This is a genomic window from Pseudonocardia sp. UM4_GMWB1 (genome assembly GCF_017312155.1).
Taxonomy (GTDB): domain Bacteria; phylum Actinomycetota; class Actinomycetes; order Mycobacteriales; family Pseudonocardiaceae; genus Pseudonocardia; species Pseudonocardia alni.
In genome coordinates this window covers 2,339,263-2,352,913 of the sequence record NZ_QJPN01000001.1, presented here as the reverse complement: position 1 = coordinate 2,352,913, position 13,651 = coordinate 2,339,263, and the positions used below count along the sequence as shown (strand labels likewise).

Genomic DNA, 13,651 nt, shown 5'->3' with positions numbered 1-13,651 from the left:
GCCACCCGGGCCGGCGGCGCGCGGACGGTGCCCTGATCGTGGCCGCACCGGCCGCCGCACCGCAACCGCCGGACGGCGGCGTGCCGGTCACGGTGAGCTTCGTCGCGGCGATGAGCTACGGGCGGTTCGCCCGATGTAGGTTCCCGGATCGTGCCGACCGCCCCGTCGCGGCCGGCCGCGCCCACCCGGCGCGGCCCCGCCCGGCGGCCCGGTCTCCCCCGGCGACGTCCCCGGAGCTCCTGCTCCCGCCCGGCGTCCGGACCCACCAGGGCGCCCATCCGGCGCCCGGCACGCACCACCGTCGCACCGCAGCGCCGGCTCGTCGGACGCGACCCGTCCACGGCCGGAGCCGAGAGGAACCCCGATGCGCCTGCCACGCGCGCTGTCCCTGCTGGTCCCCGCCGCCGTGCTCGCCGTGCTGGCGGCCGGCTGCTCCGCCCCCGGTGAGTCCTCGTCCGGTGGTGGCGAGAGCGGGTCGCGGACCGTCCGGATCGGCGTCTCCGACGGCGCCGAGCCCTACTGGAAGGTCTTCACCGAGAAGGCCGCCGCGCAGGGCATCACCGTCGAGCTGACCAACTTCACCGACTACAACCAGCCGAACCCGGCGCTCGCCCAGGGCCAGTTGGACCTCAACCAGTTCCAGCACCTGCAGTACCTGGCGAACTACAACGTCCAGAACGACGACACCCTGGTCCCGGTCGGCGCGACCGCGGTGTACCCGCTGCCGCTGTACTCCACGAAGCACACCGACCTGGCGCAGATCCCGCAGGGCGGGCAGGTCGTCATCCCGAACGACGCGGTGAACCAGGCCCGGGCGCTGACCGTCCTGCAGTCCGCCGGGCTGCTCAGGCTCACCGACGGGGGCACGACGACCTCCACCCCGGCCGACATCGACCGCGCCGCCTCGAAGGTCACCGTCACCCCGGTCGACGCGGCCCAGACCGCGGCGAACCTGGCCAGCGCCGACGCCGCGATCGTCAACAACAACTACGCGCAGTCGGCGAACCTGACCCAGGACCAGGTCCTCTACCAGGAGGACCCGGACTCGGAGAAGGCCAAGCCCTACATCAACCTGTTCGTCGCCCGGGCCGACCAGGCCGACGACCCGGTCTACGCGACGCTGGTCCGGATCTACCACGACCCGCAGGTCCTCGACGCCGCCCGCCGCGACCTCGGCGACGGCGGCGTGTTCCGCGACAACTCCGCGGAGGACCTGCGCCGGACCCTGACCGGCATCGAGCAGCGGCTGCGGGCGGGCTGATGACGGCGCCGGTGATCTCGTTCTCGGGCGCGACCCGCACGTTCCCGGCCCGCCGCGGCCCGGGGGTCACCGCCGTCGACGACGTCGACCTCGACATCGCCGAGGGCGGGATCACCGGCGTGATCGGCTGGTCCGGGGCGGGCAAGTCCACGCTCGTCCGGATGATCAACGCCCTCGAGCTGCCGACGGCGGGGACCGTCACGGTGCGCGGGCGGGTCACCTCCGAGCTGCCCGAACGGGGGCTGCGCGAGCTGCGCGGCGACGTCGGGATGATCTTCCAGCAGTTCGCTCTGATGAACTCGCGCACCGTCGCCGGCAACGTCGGCTACCCGCTCGCCGTCGCCGGCCGCTCCCGGGAGGAGCGCCGCGCCCGCGTCGCGGAGCTGCTGGAGTTCGTCGGGCTGGCCGACCTGGCCGGGCGCTACCCGGCGCGGCTGTCCGGCGGGCAGAAGCAGCGGGTCGGGATCGCCAGGGCGCTCGCCACGTCGCCGTCGATCCTGCTCGCCGACGAGGCGACCAGCGCGCTGGACCCGGAGACGACCCGGGAGGTGCTGGCCCTGCTGCGCCGGGTCAACCGCGAGCTGGGCACCACCGTCGTCGTGATCACCCACGAGATGGAGGTCGTCGCCGACGTGTGCGACCGGGTCGTGGTCATGGAGCAGGGCAGGGTCATCGAGGACGGCGAGGTGTACGACGTGTTCGCCGCGCCGTCGCACCCGGCGACGCGCCGCTTCGTGCACGGCGTCCTGCAGGACGTGCCGTCGCCCGGGACGCTCTCCCGGCTGCGCGAGCGCCACCCCGGCCGGCTGGTGACCGTCGGCGTCGGCGGGCCCGGCTCGGCCGCCGCGGACGCCCAGGACGCGATCGCACGCGTCCCGGCCGCGCACGGGGTCCGCGCGACCGTGGTGCACGGTGGCATCCGGGAGCTGTCCGGGCGCCCCGTCGGCAGCCTCACCCTGGCCCTGACCGGCGACGACGACGCGGTGCGCGCCTGCATCGACGAGCTGTCGCGGACCACCCGGGTCACCCCGGACGGCGCCGCCACCACCCGGGACGAGGAGTCCGCATGAAGGCCGACTGGGAGACCCTGAGCCCGGTGCTGTGGCTGTCGGTGCTGCAGACCGCCTACATGGTTTCCTGGACGATGCTGCTGGCCGGGGTGCTCGGGCTGCTGCTCGGGGTCGCCCTGCACACCACCCGCCCGAACGGCCTCTACGCCCACCGCGCCGTGTTCGGCGTGCTGAACGTGCTGGTCAACATCGTGCGCCCGATCCCGTTCATCATCTTCATCACCGCCGTGGGCCCGCTGACGCTGGTCGTGATGGGCACGACGATCGGCACCCGCTCGGTGCTGTTCCCGATGGTCGCGATGGCGACGTTCTTCATCGGCCGCATCGTCGAGCAGAACCTGGTGTCGGTGGACCCGGCGGTCGTCGAGGCGGCACGGGCGATGGGCGCGAGCCGGTTCCGGATCGTGTGGAGCGTGCTGGTGCCCGAGGCGCTGGCACCGCTGGTGCTCGGCTACACGTTCGTGTTCGTCGCGGTCGTCGACATGTCCGCGATGGCCGGCTACGTCGGCGGCGGCGGTCTGGGCGACTTCGCCATCACCTACGGCTACCAGCAGTTCGACTGGCCGGTGACCCTGCTGACGGTGGCGATCATCGTGGTCGTCGTGCAGTGCGCGCAGCTGCTCGGGAACACCCTGGCCCGGAGGGTGTTGCACCGGTAGGAGCCACGTCGGGAGGACACGCATGCCACGCAAGCAGATCCACCTCGCCGCCCACTTCCCGGGCGTCAACAACACCACGGTGTGGAGCGACCCGGCGTCCGGCAGCCACATCGAGTTCGAGTCGTTCGCGCACTTCGCGCGCACGGCCGAGCGGGCGAGGTTCGACTTCCTGTTCCTCGCCGAGGGACTGCGCCTGCGCGAGCACCGCGGCGAGATCTACGACCTCGACGTGATGGGCCGCCCGGACACCTTCACGATCCTGAACGCCCTCGCGGCGGTCACCGACCGGCTCGGCCTGGCCGGCACGATCAACTCGACGTTCACCGAGCCCTACGACGTCGCCCGCCAGTTCGCCTCCCTCGACCACCTGTCCGGGGGGCGTGCCGCGTGGAACGTGGTCACCTCCTGGGACGCGTTCACCGGCGAGAACTTCCGCCGCGGCGGGTTCCTGCCGAAGGAGAAGCGCTACTCGCGGGCCAAGGAGCAGCTCGCCGCGACCGCCGCGATCTGGGACTCCCGCACCGGCCCGGACGACCGCTGCGGGTTCGCCTACTCCTCCGACCAGTTCGACGTGCACGGCCGCTTCTCCCTGCCGCGCAGCCCGCAGGGCCGCCCGGTCATCCTGCAGGCGGGTGACTCCGAGGAGGGCCGCGAGTTCGCCGCCGCGTCGGCCGACGCCATCTTCTCCCGGCACGCCGAGCCCGAGGCCGGGCGCGCGTTCCTCGCCGACGTGAAGGGCCGCCTGGCCCGCTACGGCCGCGCCTGGGACGACCTGAAGATCCTGCCCGCCGCGACGTACGTGCTGGGCGACACCGACGCCGAGGCCGCCGAGCACGCCGAGGTGATCCGCGCCCAGCAGGTCAGCCCGCAGACCGCGATCGTGTTCGCCGAGCAGCTGTGGAACACCGACCTGTCCGACCGCGACCCGGACGGCCCGCTGCCCGAGTTCGACCCGGTCGAGGGTGAGCTGGTGTCGAAGGGCCGCGCCAGCGTGCGCCAGTACCGGGACCCGAAGGCGGTCGCCGACCAGTGGCGCGCCCTGGCCGCGGAGAAGGGCCTGTCGCTGCGCGAGACGGTGATCGAGGTGACCGGGCGGCACACCTTCGTCGGGAGCCCGCGCACGGTCGCCGACGCGATCGACGACGCGGTCCAGTCCGACGCCGCGGACGGGTATGTGCTGGTCCCGCACGTCACCCCGGGCGGGCTCGACGAGTTCGCCGACCGGGTGGTGCCGTTGCTGCAGGAGCGCGGTTCGTTCCGCACCGACTACACCGGCAGCACACTGCGCGAGCACCTCGGGCTGCCCACCGTGCGCTCGACGACCGACCCGACCGAGGCCGCGACGGCGGCCCCGTCCACGACCTGACCGCGCCTGACCCGCGACCGGCGCCGCCGCACCGGGCGCAGGTCAGGCGCGCTCGTCGTCGCGGCCCTCGGCCTGCTCCCGGGCGGCGTTCTCCCGGTGTGCACGCACGGCGATCCAGGCCATCGCGGCCGGGATCCCGAGCAGCAGCCCGAACGACAGCAGCCCGGCGACCCAGTCACCCGGCACGATCACCAGCACGATCACGGTGATCGCGACGGCCTGCAGGATCCGGTCCGCGCGGCCGCCCGCGGCGCGCGTGGGCCGGTGCGGTGCGGTCAGCTCGGTGTCCAGCTCCGGGTCGGAGCGGCGCAGCTCCTGTTCCAGGCCGGAGAGCCGGAGCTCCTCGTCGCGGTCCAGGGGGCGCGCCACCGGGCGTGGGTCGGGGTCGCCGGTCCCGCCGCCGGGCGACGGGGGCGGCAGGGGCGGGGGTGTGACGGACATCGTGACCTCCTCGGTGCCACCGACCGGGTTCCCGCTCCCGGGGGCGGTCATCCGGGATGTGCGGTAGACGTCACCGATCCTACCGAAACGGACATAGTCCCGCCGCTGCACGCTGCAGGACCCGGCGGCAGGATCGTCCGCATGGAACGCTGGACCGATCTCGTCGAACGCCACGACCCCGCCGGAGTCCTCGACCGGCTCGACGGACGGCCCGCCCACGAGATCGCCGACGCGCTGGCCCGGATGGAACCGGTCGACGCGGGCTGGGTGTTCCGGCTGCTCGGCAAGGACCGCGCGCTCGACGTGTTCGAGGAGCTCGACCCGGTCGACCAACAGGAGCTGCTGGCGGGGCTGCGCGACGACGCGGTGACCGCCCTGGTCGAGGACATGGACCCCGACGACCGCGCCCGGATGCTCGGCGAGGCGCCGGCCAAGGTCGCGAACCGGGTGCTGGCCGGGCTGTCGGCCGGGGAACGGTCGATGACCGCGGCGCTGCTCGGCTACCCCGACGGCTCGGTCGGGCGGGTGATGACGCCGGAGACCGTCGCCGTGCCGCTGCACAGCAGCGTCACCGAGGCGCTGGCCGTCGTGCGGCGCAAGGGTGCGCAGGCCGAGACCGTGTACACCCTCGCCGTCACCGACGCCGGGCGCCGGGTGATCGGCACCGTCTCGCTGCGCGACCTGGTGCTGGCCCGGCCGGACGTCGCCGTCGCCGACCTCGTCGACGACGGGGCGCCGCGGGTGCGGGCCACCGACGCCGCCGAGGACGCCGCACGCCTGATGGGCGAGGCGAACCTGCTCGACCTGCTGGTCGTCGACTCGGAGGATCGGCTGCTGGGCCTGCTGACGATCGACGACGCCGTCGAGATCCTGGAGCGCGCCGACACCGAGGACGTCGCCCGCCAGTCCGGCGCGGCGCCGTGGTCGGGCCACTACATGTACGTGCGGGTCACGAAGCTGGCGCGCACCCGCGCGGTGTGGCTGGCGGTGCTGCTGCTCGCCGCGGTGCTGACGGTCAACGTGCTGCAGATCTTCGAGGACGCACTCGAGCAGGTCACCGCGCTGGCGCTGTTCATCCCGCTGCTCGTGGGCACCGGCGGCAACGCCGGTGCCCAGTCCGCGTCGGCGGCGGTCCGGGCGATCGCCGTCGGGGAGGTGCGCCTGGCCGACCTGCCCGCCGTGGTGTGGCGGGAGCTGCGGGTCGGGCTGCTGCTGGGCACCCTGCTCGGTGCGCTGGGGCTGGCCGTCGCGTCGCTGCTGGTCGGGGTCCAGGTCGCCGTCGTGGTGGCGGTGACGCTGGTGGCGATCTGCGGCTGGGCGGCGACGGTGGGCGCGACGATGCCGTTGCTGGCCCGCCGGGTCGGGATCGACCCGGCGGTGGTGTCCGCTCCCCTGGTCACGACGCTCGTCGACGCGACCGGGCTGCTGATCTACTTCTCGGTCGCCCGGGTGGTGCTGGGGATCTGATCCGCGTCCACGGTCGCGTCGTCCGCACCGTCGGTGTCGGGTCCGGCGACCTCCGGGGCTGCCGGGGCGGCCGCGGCGCGGCGCCGGGAGACGACCAGGCTCGCGACGGCGGCGACGGCGATCGTCCCGGTGATGACCAGCAGCGACAGCCAGATCGGCACCTCGGGCACCGGCACCGGCTGCCCGTCGTTGATGAACGGCACGTTGTTCTCGTGCAGCGCGTGCAGGGTGAGCTTCACGCCGATGAACGCCAGGATCACCGCGAGGCCGTGCGCCAGGTAGATCAGGCGCTCCAGCAGCCCACCGATGAGGAAGTACAGCTGGCGCAGGCCGAGCAGGGCGAAGGCGTTCGCGGTGAACACCAGGAACGGCTCCTGGGTGAGGCCGAAGATCGCCGGGATCGAGTCGAACGCGAACAGCAGGTCGGTCAGCCCGATGGCGACGATGACCAGCGCCATCGGGGTGAGGAGCCGCTTGCCGTCGACGCGGGTGACGAGCTTCGCGCCGTCGTACTCGGTGGAGGTGGGCAGCACCTTGCGGACCAGGCGGATCAGCTTCGAGTCACCGGCGTCGGCCTGCTCGTGGTCGTCGGAGGACATCGCCTCGCGGATCTGGGACCAGGCGAGCCAGAACAGGATGACCGCGAACAGATAGAAGACCGCGACGAACTGCTCGATGATCACCGCGCCGACCGCGATGAACGCACCGCGCATGACGATCGCGATCGCGATGCCGATCAGCAGCACCTTCTGCTGGTGCACCTTCGGCACCGCGAAGCTGGTCATGATCAGCAGGAAGACGAACAGGTTGTCGACCGACAGGGCCTTCTCGGTCAGCCAGCCGGCCATGTACTCGCCGCCGTACTGCCAGCCCGAGAAGACGCCGACACCGACGCCGAACAGCAGGGCGATCGCGATGTAGCCGGCCGACCAGATCGCCGACTCGCGCAGCGTGGGCTCGTGCGGGTCACGGGCGTGCCCGACGAAGTCGAACACGAGCATGCCGACGACGACGGCGAGCGTGGCCAGCCACGCCCAGAGGGGAACGTTCACGGCGGGGTCCTCCAGCGCAGGTAGGGGCGCTGAAGGTCTCCTCCGCCCGCCGCGGTGACCGCGGTGGACCGGCGCAACCGGGACCGGCTCGGGCCGGTGCCGTGATGACGGCGACGCCGTGTTCGGGAGTACTCCCCTTCGACTGTGCAGAACGCTAGGGCATGGCCCAGGGTTCCGACAGTGGGGGGTACGCGAGCCTCGTCACATCTGTCCGTTTCCGCCGATGACCTCCCGGGCGGGCGGCGCCGTCGTCGTGGGCCCGCAGGGTGGCCGCGGGACCGGCGAGCGTGGCGCGGTCCTCAACCCGCGGCGAGCCGGACGGTCGCGGCGTCGCGGGCCGGCTGCACCGGACGCGGGGCGGCGGGCAACCTGCGGACGGCGGCGCGGGCCGTCGCGGAGGCGGCCGCCCGCGCGGCGGCCGGGCGGACCGGGGCGGCCCCGGTCCCGGTCCCGGCCGGACGGGTCACGACGGGCAGCGGGCCGGTACCCGACACGCGCGGCGCCGGGAAGATCGCGGCGGCGACGTGCGCGGGCCGCGCCGGCTCCTCGGGCAGGACCGGCGGCACCGGCGTCGCCGGGCCCACCTCGTGCACCGTGACAGCCGGCTGCCGGGCCGGGGCGGGCGCGTCACGGAACGGCGTCGGGACCGGCGACGGCCGGGTGTGCCCGCTCCCCCGCTCCAGGCGCTCGCAGCGCTCCCGGCCCCGGCCCGCGACCCGTGCGGCCAGCCGCAGCGCGGTGCGCGGCGCCTCCAGGTAGCCGACCAGCGCCCGGTACACCCAGCCCGGCGCAGACAGCGTGCGGCCGCGGGCGAGGTCGTCGAGCGAGCGGCGCACGACATCGCGGGGGTCGAGCCACAGCGGTCCCTGCGGGTCGTCGTCGGTCCGGATCCGGCCCGCGGCGACGGCGGTGACGGTGACGCCGGTGCCGTGCAGCGACGCTGCGACGGTGTCGCTGAACGCCAGCACCCAGGACTTCGACGCGCCGTAGGCGTTGCCGCCCGAGGCCAGGTACCCGGCGAAGCTCGCGATGTTGAGCACGCCGCCGCGGCCGCGGGCGGTCATCGCCGGGACCGCGGCGCGGGTGAGGCGCATCAGGGCCGTCACGTTGAGGTCGATCTCGCCGGTCAGCGCCTCGACCGGCGCCTCGGCGAAGACGGCGTCGGTCTCGACGCCCGCGTTGTTGACCAGTAGCTCGATCGGCAGGTCCCGGTCGGTGATCCGGCGCTCGACGGCGGCCAGCCCGGCCGGCTCGGTGAGGTCGGCGGGCAGGACCTCGACGATGGCGCCGGTGGCGCGGCCGATCCGCTCGGCGACGTCGGCGAGGCGGGCGGCGTCGCGCGCCACGAGGACGACGGACCATCCGCGCTCGGCGAGCTCGTGGGCGTAGACGGCGCCGAGCCCGCGGCTCGCTCCGGTGACCAGTGCAGTCGGCATGTCGACGACGGTAGGGACGGTTCGCTGTGGCGCCCCTGAGAAGGCCCGCCCCGCTGAGAGCCCGCTGAGACCGGCCCGGGCCCGGCGGTACGGTCGGGGCCGCACGGTCGAGGGGAGGTGGTGTCGTGCAGCAGATCGGTGAGGTGGCCACGCGTGTGGGGCTGTCGCTGCGCACCATCCGGCACTGGGACGAGCTGGGGCTGGTCACGCCGTCGGCCCGCAGCACCGGCGGTTTCCGTCTCTACACCGAGGACGACGTCGAGCGCCTGCGGTTCGTCAAGACGCTCAAGCCGCTCGACCTCGGCCTGGACCAGATCCGCGCGCTGATGGCGGTGATCGACGGTGCCCGAGCCGACCTCGACGCGGGCCGTCCGGTCGGCGACGACGCCCGGGACCGGCTGGCGCTCTACCGCACCGCCGCCGAGTCGCAGATCGAGGCGCTGCACGCCCGGATCCACGGGCTGGAGCTGCTCTCCCGCGAGCTGCGGGCGCTGTCCGAGCCGCGGACCGGCGACGCGGACGACTAGCGCGGCGACGGCAGTCCGCGCACCGCGCCGAGGTCCTCGGGCACGTCGACGTGGCGCCACAGGTCGTCCAGCCCGGTCAGCGGGCGGTCCGGCAGGGCGGCGTCGAGCACCTCGTACAGGCGGGCCCTGGCGTCCTCGGCGCGGGCCGCGGCCAGCAGCGCCGCACGCGGTACCGGGCCGTGGCCGAAGAGCTCGCCCACGAAGTCCAGCACCTCGACCCGGGTGACCGGTACCCGATCGGGGTCGGCGGGCCGGTCGTCCTGACCCACGGCACCCTCCTCTCACCGCCGGGACGGCCCGGGAAGTGCACCGGCCGGACCGTCGAAGGACCGGACTCTACCCTCACACGCCGGGAGGGTTCTCCGGCCCGCCCCGTCGAGCGGCACACTCCGTTGCCCGTCACAACGTCATCGGGGCTGACGTGCGCGCCCATCCGCACCGACCAGCGGTGGTCGATCGAGCCGGGGAGGCCCTGTGGCAGGCAAGTTCGAGGTGTACGAGGACCGGGGCGGGAAGTTCCGGTTCCGGCTGCAGGCGAGCAACGGGCAGGTCGTCGCCGTCGGCGAGGCCTACGAGAGCACGTCGGCCGCCCACAAGGGCTGCGAGGCGGTCCAGCGCGCCGCCGAGGGCGCCACCGTCGTCGAGACCGACGCCTGAGCGGACCTGCCGGGGCCGGTGTCGCGGCCCCACCGGCAGCCCGCCGGACGCGTCCGGTCCGAGACGGGTCGGAACGCCTCCGGCGGGTAGTCGCACACCATGCAGCGACACATCGCACCGGACGACTCCGCACCCGCCGGCGCCGCGCCCGGCGACACACCGCGCGGGGACCACCCCGGCCCCGACGACACGGCACTCACCGACCGGCGGGTCCGCGCCTTCGCCGACGCACTGCAGGCGTTCGAGCGGGACGGCGGGACGGAGGACCTGCTCGCCCGCTTCCGCGACGGCGCCACGGCCGAGCGCCTCGACGGCCGCGGGGCCCGCACCGATCTCGGAGCGTTCTGGCAGGAGTACCTCTCCCCGTTCGACCACGTCGCGACGACCTTCCGCCACGCCGTGCAGACCGGGGACTCCGTCGCGCTGGAATGGCACAGCGACGCCGTGCTCGCCGGGGGCGGCCCGGTGACCGTGCGCGGTGTCACCGTCCTCGATCTCACCGACGCCACCGACGACGACGGTTCGGGCACGGTGACCGCCCTGCGCACCTACTACGACACCGCGGTGTTCGTGACGCCGCCGCACGCCCGGGTCTGAACCGCACCGCGGTCCCCCGCCCCGGGTTGTGGTCCGTCCGGGCCGTGGTTACGGTCGAGCTCCCGGTACCGGGCACGCAGGACACCGCCGACGCGGGTCCGCCGCCCACCGGTCCACACGAGATCCGTTCAACCGTGCAGCGGACCCCGCACCTGCCATCGGCGATTGCGAGGGACCATGCAGAGTCCCACTCTCTCCACCCGGCCCACGACGACCACCCGCGACGGCCGACGGGGCTACGACGACCTCATTCCCGATCTCGACCAGCTGGCCGGGACCGAACCGGGCACGCCGGGCCGTGATGCGTTGCGCGAGTACGTGATCCGCGAGTTCCGTCCACTCGTGCGCAACCTGTCCCGGCGCTTCGCCGCCCCCGGCCGGGGCGTCGAGGACATCGAGCAGGCCGGCATGCTCGGTCTGGTCAAGGCGGTCGACCGCTACGATCCGTCGTCGGCGACCGGCGGCCCCCTCGGCTACCTGGTTCCGAGCATCCGCGGCGAGATGAAGCGCCACCTGCGGGACTACTCCTGGGCGGTGCGGGTCCCGCGCGACCTGAAGGAGCTCGCCGTCACCGTCGGCCGGGTCGCCGACGAGTTGGGGCAGCGGCTCGGCCGTCCGCCCCGCCCCTCGGAGATCGCGACCGAGGTCGGCGTACCGATCGGCGAGGTCGTCGATGCGCTCGGCGCGCTGGAGTCGCACCACGCCAAGTCCCTGGACGCGCCGGTCGGCGACGACGGTTCCGGCGAGGGCCTGTCGCTCGCCGAGCGGATGGGCTCCGAGGACCCGGCGCTGGACCTCGCGGCGCACGGCCCCGGGATGCGTGCGGCACTCAACGAGCTGCCCGAACGGGAGCGTCGGATGCTGGTCCTGCGCTTCTACGGCGACCGGACCCAGTCCCAGATCGCCACCGAGCTGGGCATCTCGCAGATGCACGTCTCGCGGCTGCTGTCACGGACCCTGGCGCGGCTGCGCGAGCGGCTGGCCGACGACTGAGGAGCCCCGCCGTGCCGCCGGCGCGGCGGGGCCCGGACGCTCAGCCCGGCAGGGTCTCCCCGCCGACCGGTGCGAGCACCTCGCCGGTGTAGTACGACGACAGCCGCGGCGCCGCGAAGAACACGAAGGACGGCGCGATCTCGTCCGCGGACGCGGGACGCCCCATCGGGGTCTGCTCGCCGAACCCGTCGACCTTGTCGGGCGGCATCGTCGCCGGGATCAACGGCGTCCACACCGGACCCGGGGCGACGCAGTTGACCCGGATGCCGCGGGGGGTCAGCGACTGCGCGAGCGAGTAGGTCAGCGACTGGACCGCGCCCTTGGTGGCCGAGTAGTCGATGAGGCTCTTGTTCCCGCGCAGGCCGTTGATCGATCCGGTGTTCACGATCGCGCCGCCGTCGGGCAGGTGCTCCAGGGCCGCCTTCGTGACCCGGAAGTAGCTGTGGATGTTGACCTCGAAGGTCCGCAGCCAGGCGTCGTCCTCGATGTCGGTGAGCGCGTCGACCGGTTCCTGGGTGGCGATGTTGTTCACGACGGTGTCGAGCGCGCCCAGCTCCTCGACGGTGCGCCGCACGATGTCGGCGCAGTGCGCGGCGTCCCCGAGGTCACCGGGAAGGGTCAGGCAGCGCCTCCCCTCGGCGCGGACGAGCCCGGCGGTGTGCTCGGCGTCGTCGTGCTCCTCCAGGTAGGCCAGGGCGACGTCGGCGCCCTCCTTGGCGAACGCGACGCACACCGCGCGCCCGATGCCGGAGTCACCACCGGTGACCAGGGCGACGGTGCCGGCGAGCAGGTCGCGGCCCTGGTAACCGCGCATCTCGTCGCGGGGACCGGGGTCCATCGCGCCGGTGTCGCCGGGCGGGGTCTGCTGCTGGGCGGGCGGGCTGTCGGACACGGGGCTCCCTCTCGATCGGTCCGTGACCGGCGACGGGACGAGCCCGCCGACGGGCCGGGACGGTGCGCCGGCGGGTGCGGCCGAAGGGGACCACGGCCGCACCCGTCGGCCACGCCGCGCCTACCCGCGTCGCCCGGGGCGAAACGGCTGCGTGTGCGCGCCCGCCGGTGGGGTAGTCCGGTCCCCGTGCGGCCGTCCGGTCGCGCGGCACGAGAGGAGACCCGATGGACGCGGAGCGGGCACGCACCCTGCTGACCGACGAACTGGACCAGCTGGAGGGCAGCTCGGCGGTGACCGAGCGGCCGGGGCCGGGTGACGACCGCGTCGGCGAGGGTCTCGACTTCGGCGACGAGGGCGCGCGGGCCTACGAGACCATGGCCCACGACCTCGACGAGAACACCCGCCGGGCCCGCACCGCGCGGGTCCGGGCAGCGCTGACCCGTCTGGACAAGGGTGAGTACGGACGCTGCGACGTGTGCGGCGAGCAGATCGACGACGAGCGGCTGGAGGCGCGCCCCGACACCGACCGGTGCCGCGACCACCCCGAGGACGCCGCGCAGATGGCCGGCCCCGTCGAGGGCTGACCCGGTACGCGGACGGGCCCGGCACCCGCTCGGGATGCCGGGCCCGTCGACGTCGTGCGGGTGGGTCAGGCGGTCGCACCCTCCGGGTGCACCGGGTGCTTCCCCTCGGCGAACTCCTCGATCAGCTTCGCGCAGAACGCGTCGAGGTCGTCGGGGTTGCGGCTGGTGACCAGGCCCTTGTCGTTCACGACCTGCTCGTCGACGACGGTCGCGCCCGCGTTGCGCAGGTCGGTCCGGATGCTCGGGAACGACGTGAGGGTGCGACCCTTCACCACGTCGGCCTCGACCAGCGTCCACGGGCCGTGGCAGATCGCGCCGACCGGCTTGCCCGCCGTGAAGAAGGCCTTCACGAACGCCACCGCGGTGGCGTCGGCGCGCAGGTTGTCCGGGTTCACGGTGCCGCCGGGCAGCACCAGCGCGTCGTAGTCGTCGGCGGACACGTCCGCGACGGCCCGGTCGACGTCGAGCTTCTCGTCCGGGTTGATGTCGGCCGACATCGACTGGATCGGGTCCGTGGACAGCGAGACCACCTCGACCCGGGCGCCGGCCTTCTGCAGCTCCTCGCGGGGCTGGACCAGCTCGACCTTCTCCACGCCGTCCGCGGCCAGGATCGCGACGGTCCGGCCCTGCAGTTCGTTCGCCACCGTGG

At 74.0% G+C, this 13,651-nt stretch carries 16 protein-coding genes; 10 read left to right on the top strand and 6 right to left on the bottom strand.

From position 1 onward, the window contains the following. Nucleotides 1-364 precede the first annotated feature (364 nt). The 4 genes from DMP15_RS11465 to DMP15_RS11450 are packed head-to-tail and all read left to right on the top strand — an operon-like array spanning nt 365 to nt 4,356. On the top strand, nt 365-1,261 hold the full coding sequence (locus DMP15_RS11465; protein WP_337825852.1) for a MetQ/NlpA family ABC transporter substrate-binding protein: 897 nt from the start codon (nt 365-367) through the stop codon (nt 1,259-1,261). After that, nucleotides 1,261-2,331 (top strand): methionine ABC transporter ATP-binding protein, encoded by a 1,071-nt coding sequence (locus tag DMP15_RS11460; protein WP_443217627.1) that lies wholly within the window; start codon nt 1,261-1,263, stop codon nt 2,329-2,331. Before DMP15_RS11465 ends, DMP15_RS11460 begins: the two co-directional genes overlap by 1 nt. Further along, nucleotides 2,328-2,990, top strand: coding sequence for a methionine ABC transporter permease (locus DMP15_RS11455; protein ID WP_337825850.1), 663 nt, complete (start codon nt 2,328-2,330; stop codon nt 2,988-2,990). The genes DMP15_RS11460 and DMP15_RS11455 overlap by 4 nt, the downstream gene beginning before the upstream one ends. A 22-nt stretch (nt 2,991-3,012) precedes the next feature. After that, nucleotides 3,013-4,356 carry an NtaA/DmoA family FMN-dependent monooxygenase gene (locus tag DMP15_RS11450; protein WP_337825849.1) on the top strand — a complete coding sequence of 448 codons (1,344 nt, stop codon included), beginning with the start codon at nt 3,013-3,015 and terminating at the stop codon, nt 4,354-4,356. 42 nt (nt 4,357-4,398) lie between these two features. On the opposite strand, the gene DMP15_RS11445 is transcribed toward DMP15_RS11450, so the two are convergent. Further along, on the bottom strand, nt 4,399-4,797 hold the full coding sequence (locus DMP15_RS11445) for a DUF3040 domain-containing protein (RefSeq protein WP_226357956.1): 399 nt from the start codon (nt 4,795-4,797) through the stop codon (nt 4,399-4,401). A gap of 141 nt (nt 4,798-4,938) precedes the next feature. Between DMP15_RS11445 and mgtE the strand changes: the two genes are divergently transcribed. After that, nucleotides 4,939-6,264: a magnesium transporter gene (gene mgtE / locus DMP15_RS11440; protein ID WP_073574360.1), complete on the top strand. Its 1,326-nt coding sequence runs from the start codon at nt 4,939-4,941 to the stop codon at nt 6,262-6,264. Here mgtE and DMP15_RS11435 read toward each other — a convergent pair. After that, on the bottom strand, nt 6,228-7,316 hold the full coding sequence (locus DMP15_RS11435; RefSeq protein ID WP_100878211.1) for a TerC family protein: 1,089 nt from the start codon (nt 7,314-7,316) through the stop codon (nt 6,228-6,230). The two genes, mgtE and DMP15_RS11435, sit on opposite strands and share 37 nt — an antisense overlap. Nucleotides 7,317-7,615: 299 nt before the next feature. Continuing rightward, nucleotides 7,616-8,752: an SDR family NAD(P)-dependent oxidoreductase gene (locus DMP15_RS11430; RefSeq protein ID WP_337825848.1), complete on the bottom strand. Its 1,137-nt coding sequence runs from the start codon at nt 8,750-8,752 to the stop codon at nt 7,616-7,618. A gap of 125 nt (nt 8,753-8,877) precedes the next feature. Here DMP15_RS11430 and DMP15_RS11425 point away from each other — a divergent pair, with 125 nt between their 5' ends. Continuing rightward, complete coding sequence (locus tag DMP15_RS11425; protein WP_100878213.1) at nt 8,878-9,279, top strand: MerR family transcriptional regulator; 402 nt, start codon at nt 8,878-8,880, stop codon at nt 9,277-9,279. Here the strand turns inward: DMP15_RS11425 and DMP15_RS11420 are convergent. Continuing rightward, nucleotides 9,276-9,548 (bottom strand): hypothetical protein, encoded by a 273-nt coding sequence (locus tag DMP15_RS11420; RefSeq protein ID WP_073574364.1) that lies wholly within the window; start codon nt 9,546-9,548, stop codon nt 9,276-9,278. The genes DMP15_RS11425 and DMP15_RS11420 overlap by 4 nt on opposite strands. 205 nt (nt 9,549-9,753) lie before the next feature. On the opposite strand from DMP15_RS11420, the gene DMP15_RS11415 reads away from it, so the two are divergent. From DMP15_RS11415 to DMP15_RS11405, 3 genes are all read left to right on the top strand, one after another. After that, nucleotides 9,754-9,936, top strand: coding sequence for a YegP family protein (locus DMP15_RS11415; RefSeq protein ID WP_161152330.1), 183 nt, complete (start codon nt 9,754-9,756; stop codon nt 9,934-9,936). 99 nt (nt 9,937-10,035) lie between these two features. After that, nucleotides 10,036-10,533, top strand: coding sequence for a nuclear transport factor 2 family protein (locus tag DMP15_RS11410; RefSeq protein WP_161152329.1), 498 nt, complete (start codon nt 10,036-10,038; stop codon nt 10,531-10,533). Between the two features lie 177 nt (nt 10,534-10,710). Further along, the gene (locus tag DMP15_RS11405; protein WP_073574367.1) at nt 10,711-11,526 is read left to right on the top strand and encodes a SigB/SigF/SigG family RNA polymerase sigma factor; all 816 of its coding nucleotides are present in this window, start codon (nt 10,711-10,713) and stop codon (nt 11,524-11,526) included. A gap of 40 nt (nt 11,527-11,566) precedes the next feature. Here the strand turns inward: DMP15_RS11405 and DMP15_RS11400 are convergent, their stop codons facing one another. Next, complete coding sequence (locus DMP15_RS11400; protein WP_073574461.1) at nt 11,567-12,364, bottom strand: SDR family oxidoreductase; 798 nt, start codon at nt 12,362-12,364, stop codon at nt 11,567-11,569. A 278-nt stretch (nt 12,365-12,642) separates the two neighbouring features. Between DMP15_RS11400 and DMP15_RS11395 the strand changes: the two genes are divergently transcribed. After that, the gene (locus tag DMP15_RS11395) at nt 12,643-13,002 is read left to right on the top strand and encodes a TraR/DksA family transcriptional regulator (RefSeq protein ID WP_202417406.1); all 360 of its coding nucleotides are present in this window, start codon (nt 12,643-12,645) and stop codon (nt 13,000-13,002) included. Nucleotides 13,003-13,067: 65 nt separating this feature from the next. On the opposite strand, the gene DMP15_RS11390 is transcribed toward DMP15_RS11395, so the two are convergent. Further along, nucleotides 13,068-13,646, bottom strand: coding sequence for a type 1 glutamine amidotransferase domain-containing protein (locus DMP15_RS11390; RefSeq protein ID WP_161152328.1), 579 nt, complete (start codon nt 13,644-13,646; stop codon nt 13,068-13,070). Nucleotides 13,647-13,651: the final 5 nt, after the last annotated feature.

Coding starts and splice junctions, on each gene's coding strand:
- DMP15_RS11465 (WP_337825852.1), top strand. CDS start 365: ATGCGCCTGCCACGCGCGCTGTCCCTGCTGGTCCCCGCCGCCGTGCTC.
- DMP15_RS11460 (WP_443217627.1), top strand. CDS start 1,261: ATGACGGCGCCGGTGATCTCGTTCTCGGGCGCGACCCGCACGTTCCCG.
- DMP15_RS11455 (WP_337825850.1), top strand. CDS start 2,328: ATGAAGGCCGACTGGGAGACCCTGAGCCCGGTGCTGTGGCTGTCGGTG.
- DMP15_RS11450 (WP_337825849.1), top strand. CDS start 3,013: ATGCCACGCAAGCAGATCCACCTCGCCGCCCACTTCCCGGGCGTCAAC.
- DMP15_RS11445 (WP_226357956.1), bottom strand. CDS start 4,797: ATGTCCGTCACACCCCCGCCCCTGCCGCCCCCGTCGCCCGGCGGCGGG.
- mgtE (WP_073574360.1), top strand. CDS start 4,939: ATGGAACGCTGGACCGATCTCGTCGAACGCCACGACCCCGCCGGAGTC.
- DMP15_RS11430 (WP_337825848.1), bottom strand. CDS start 8,752: ATGCCGACTGCACTGGTCACCGGAGCGAGCCGCGGGCTCGGCGCCGTC.
- DMP15_RS11410 (WP_161152329.1), top strand. CDS start 10,036: ATGCAGCGACACATCGCACCGGACGACTCCGCACCCGCCGGCGCCGCG.
- DMP15_RS11405 (WP_073574367.1), top strand. CDS start 10,711: ATGCAGAGTCCCACTCTCTCCACCCGGCCCACGACGACCACCCGCGAC.
- DMP15_RS11400 (WP_073574461.1), bottom strand. CDS start 12,364: ATGGACCCCGGTCCCCGCGACGAGATGCGCGGTTACCAGGGCCGCGAC.
- DMP15_RS11395 (WP_202417406.1), top strand. CDS start 12,643: ATGGACGCGGAGCGGGCACGCACCCTGCTGACCGACGAACTGGACCAG.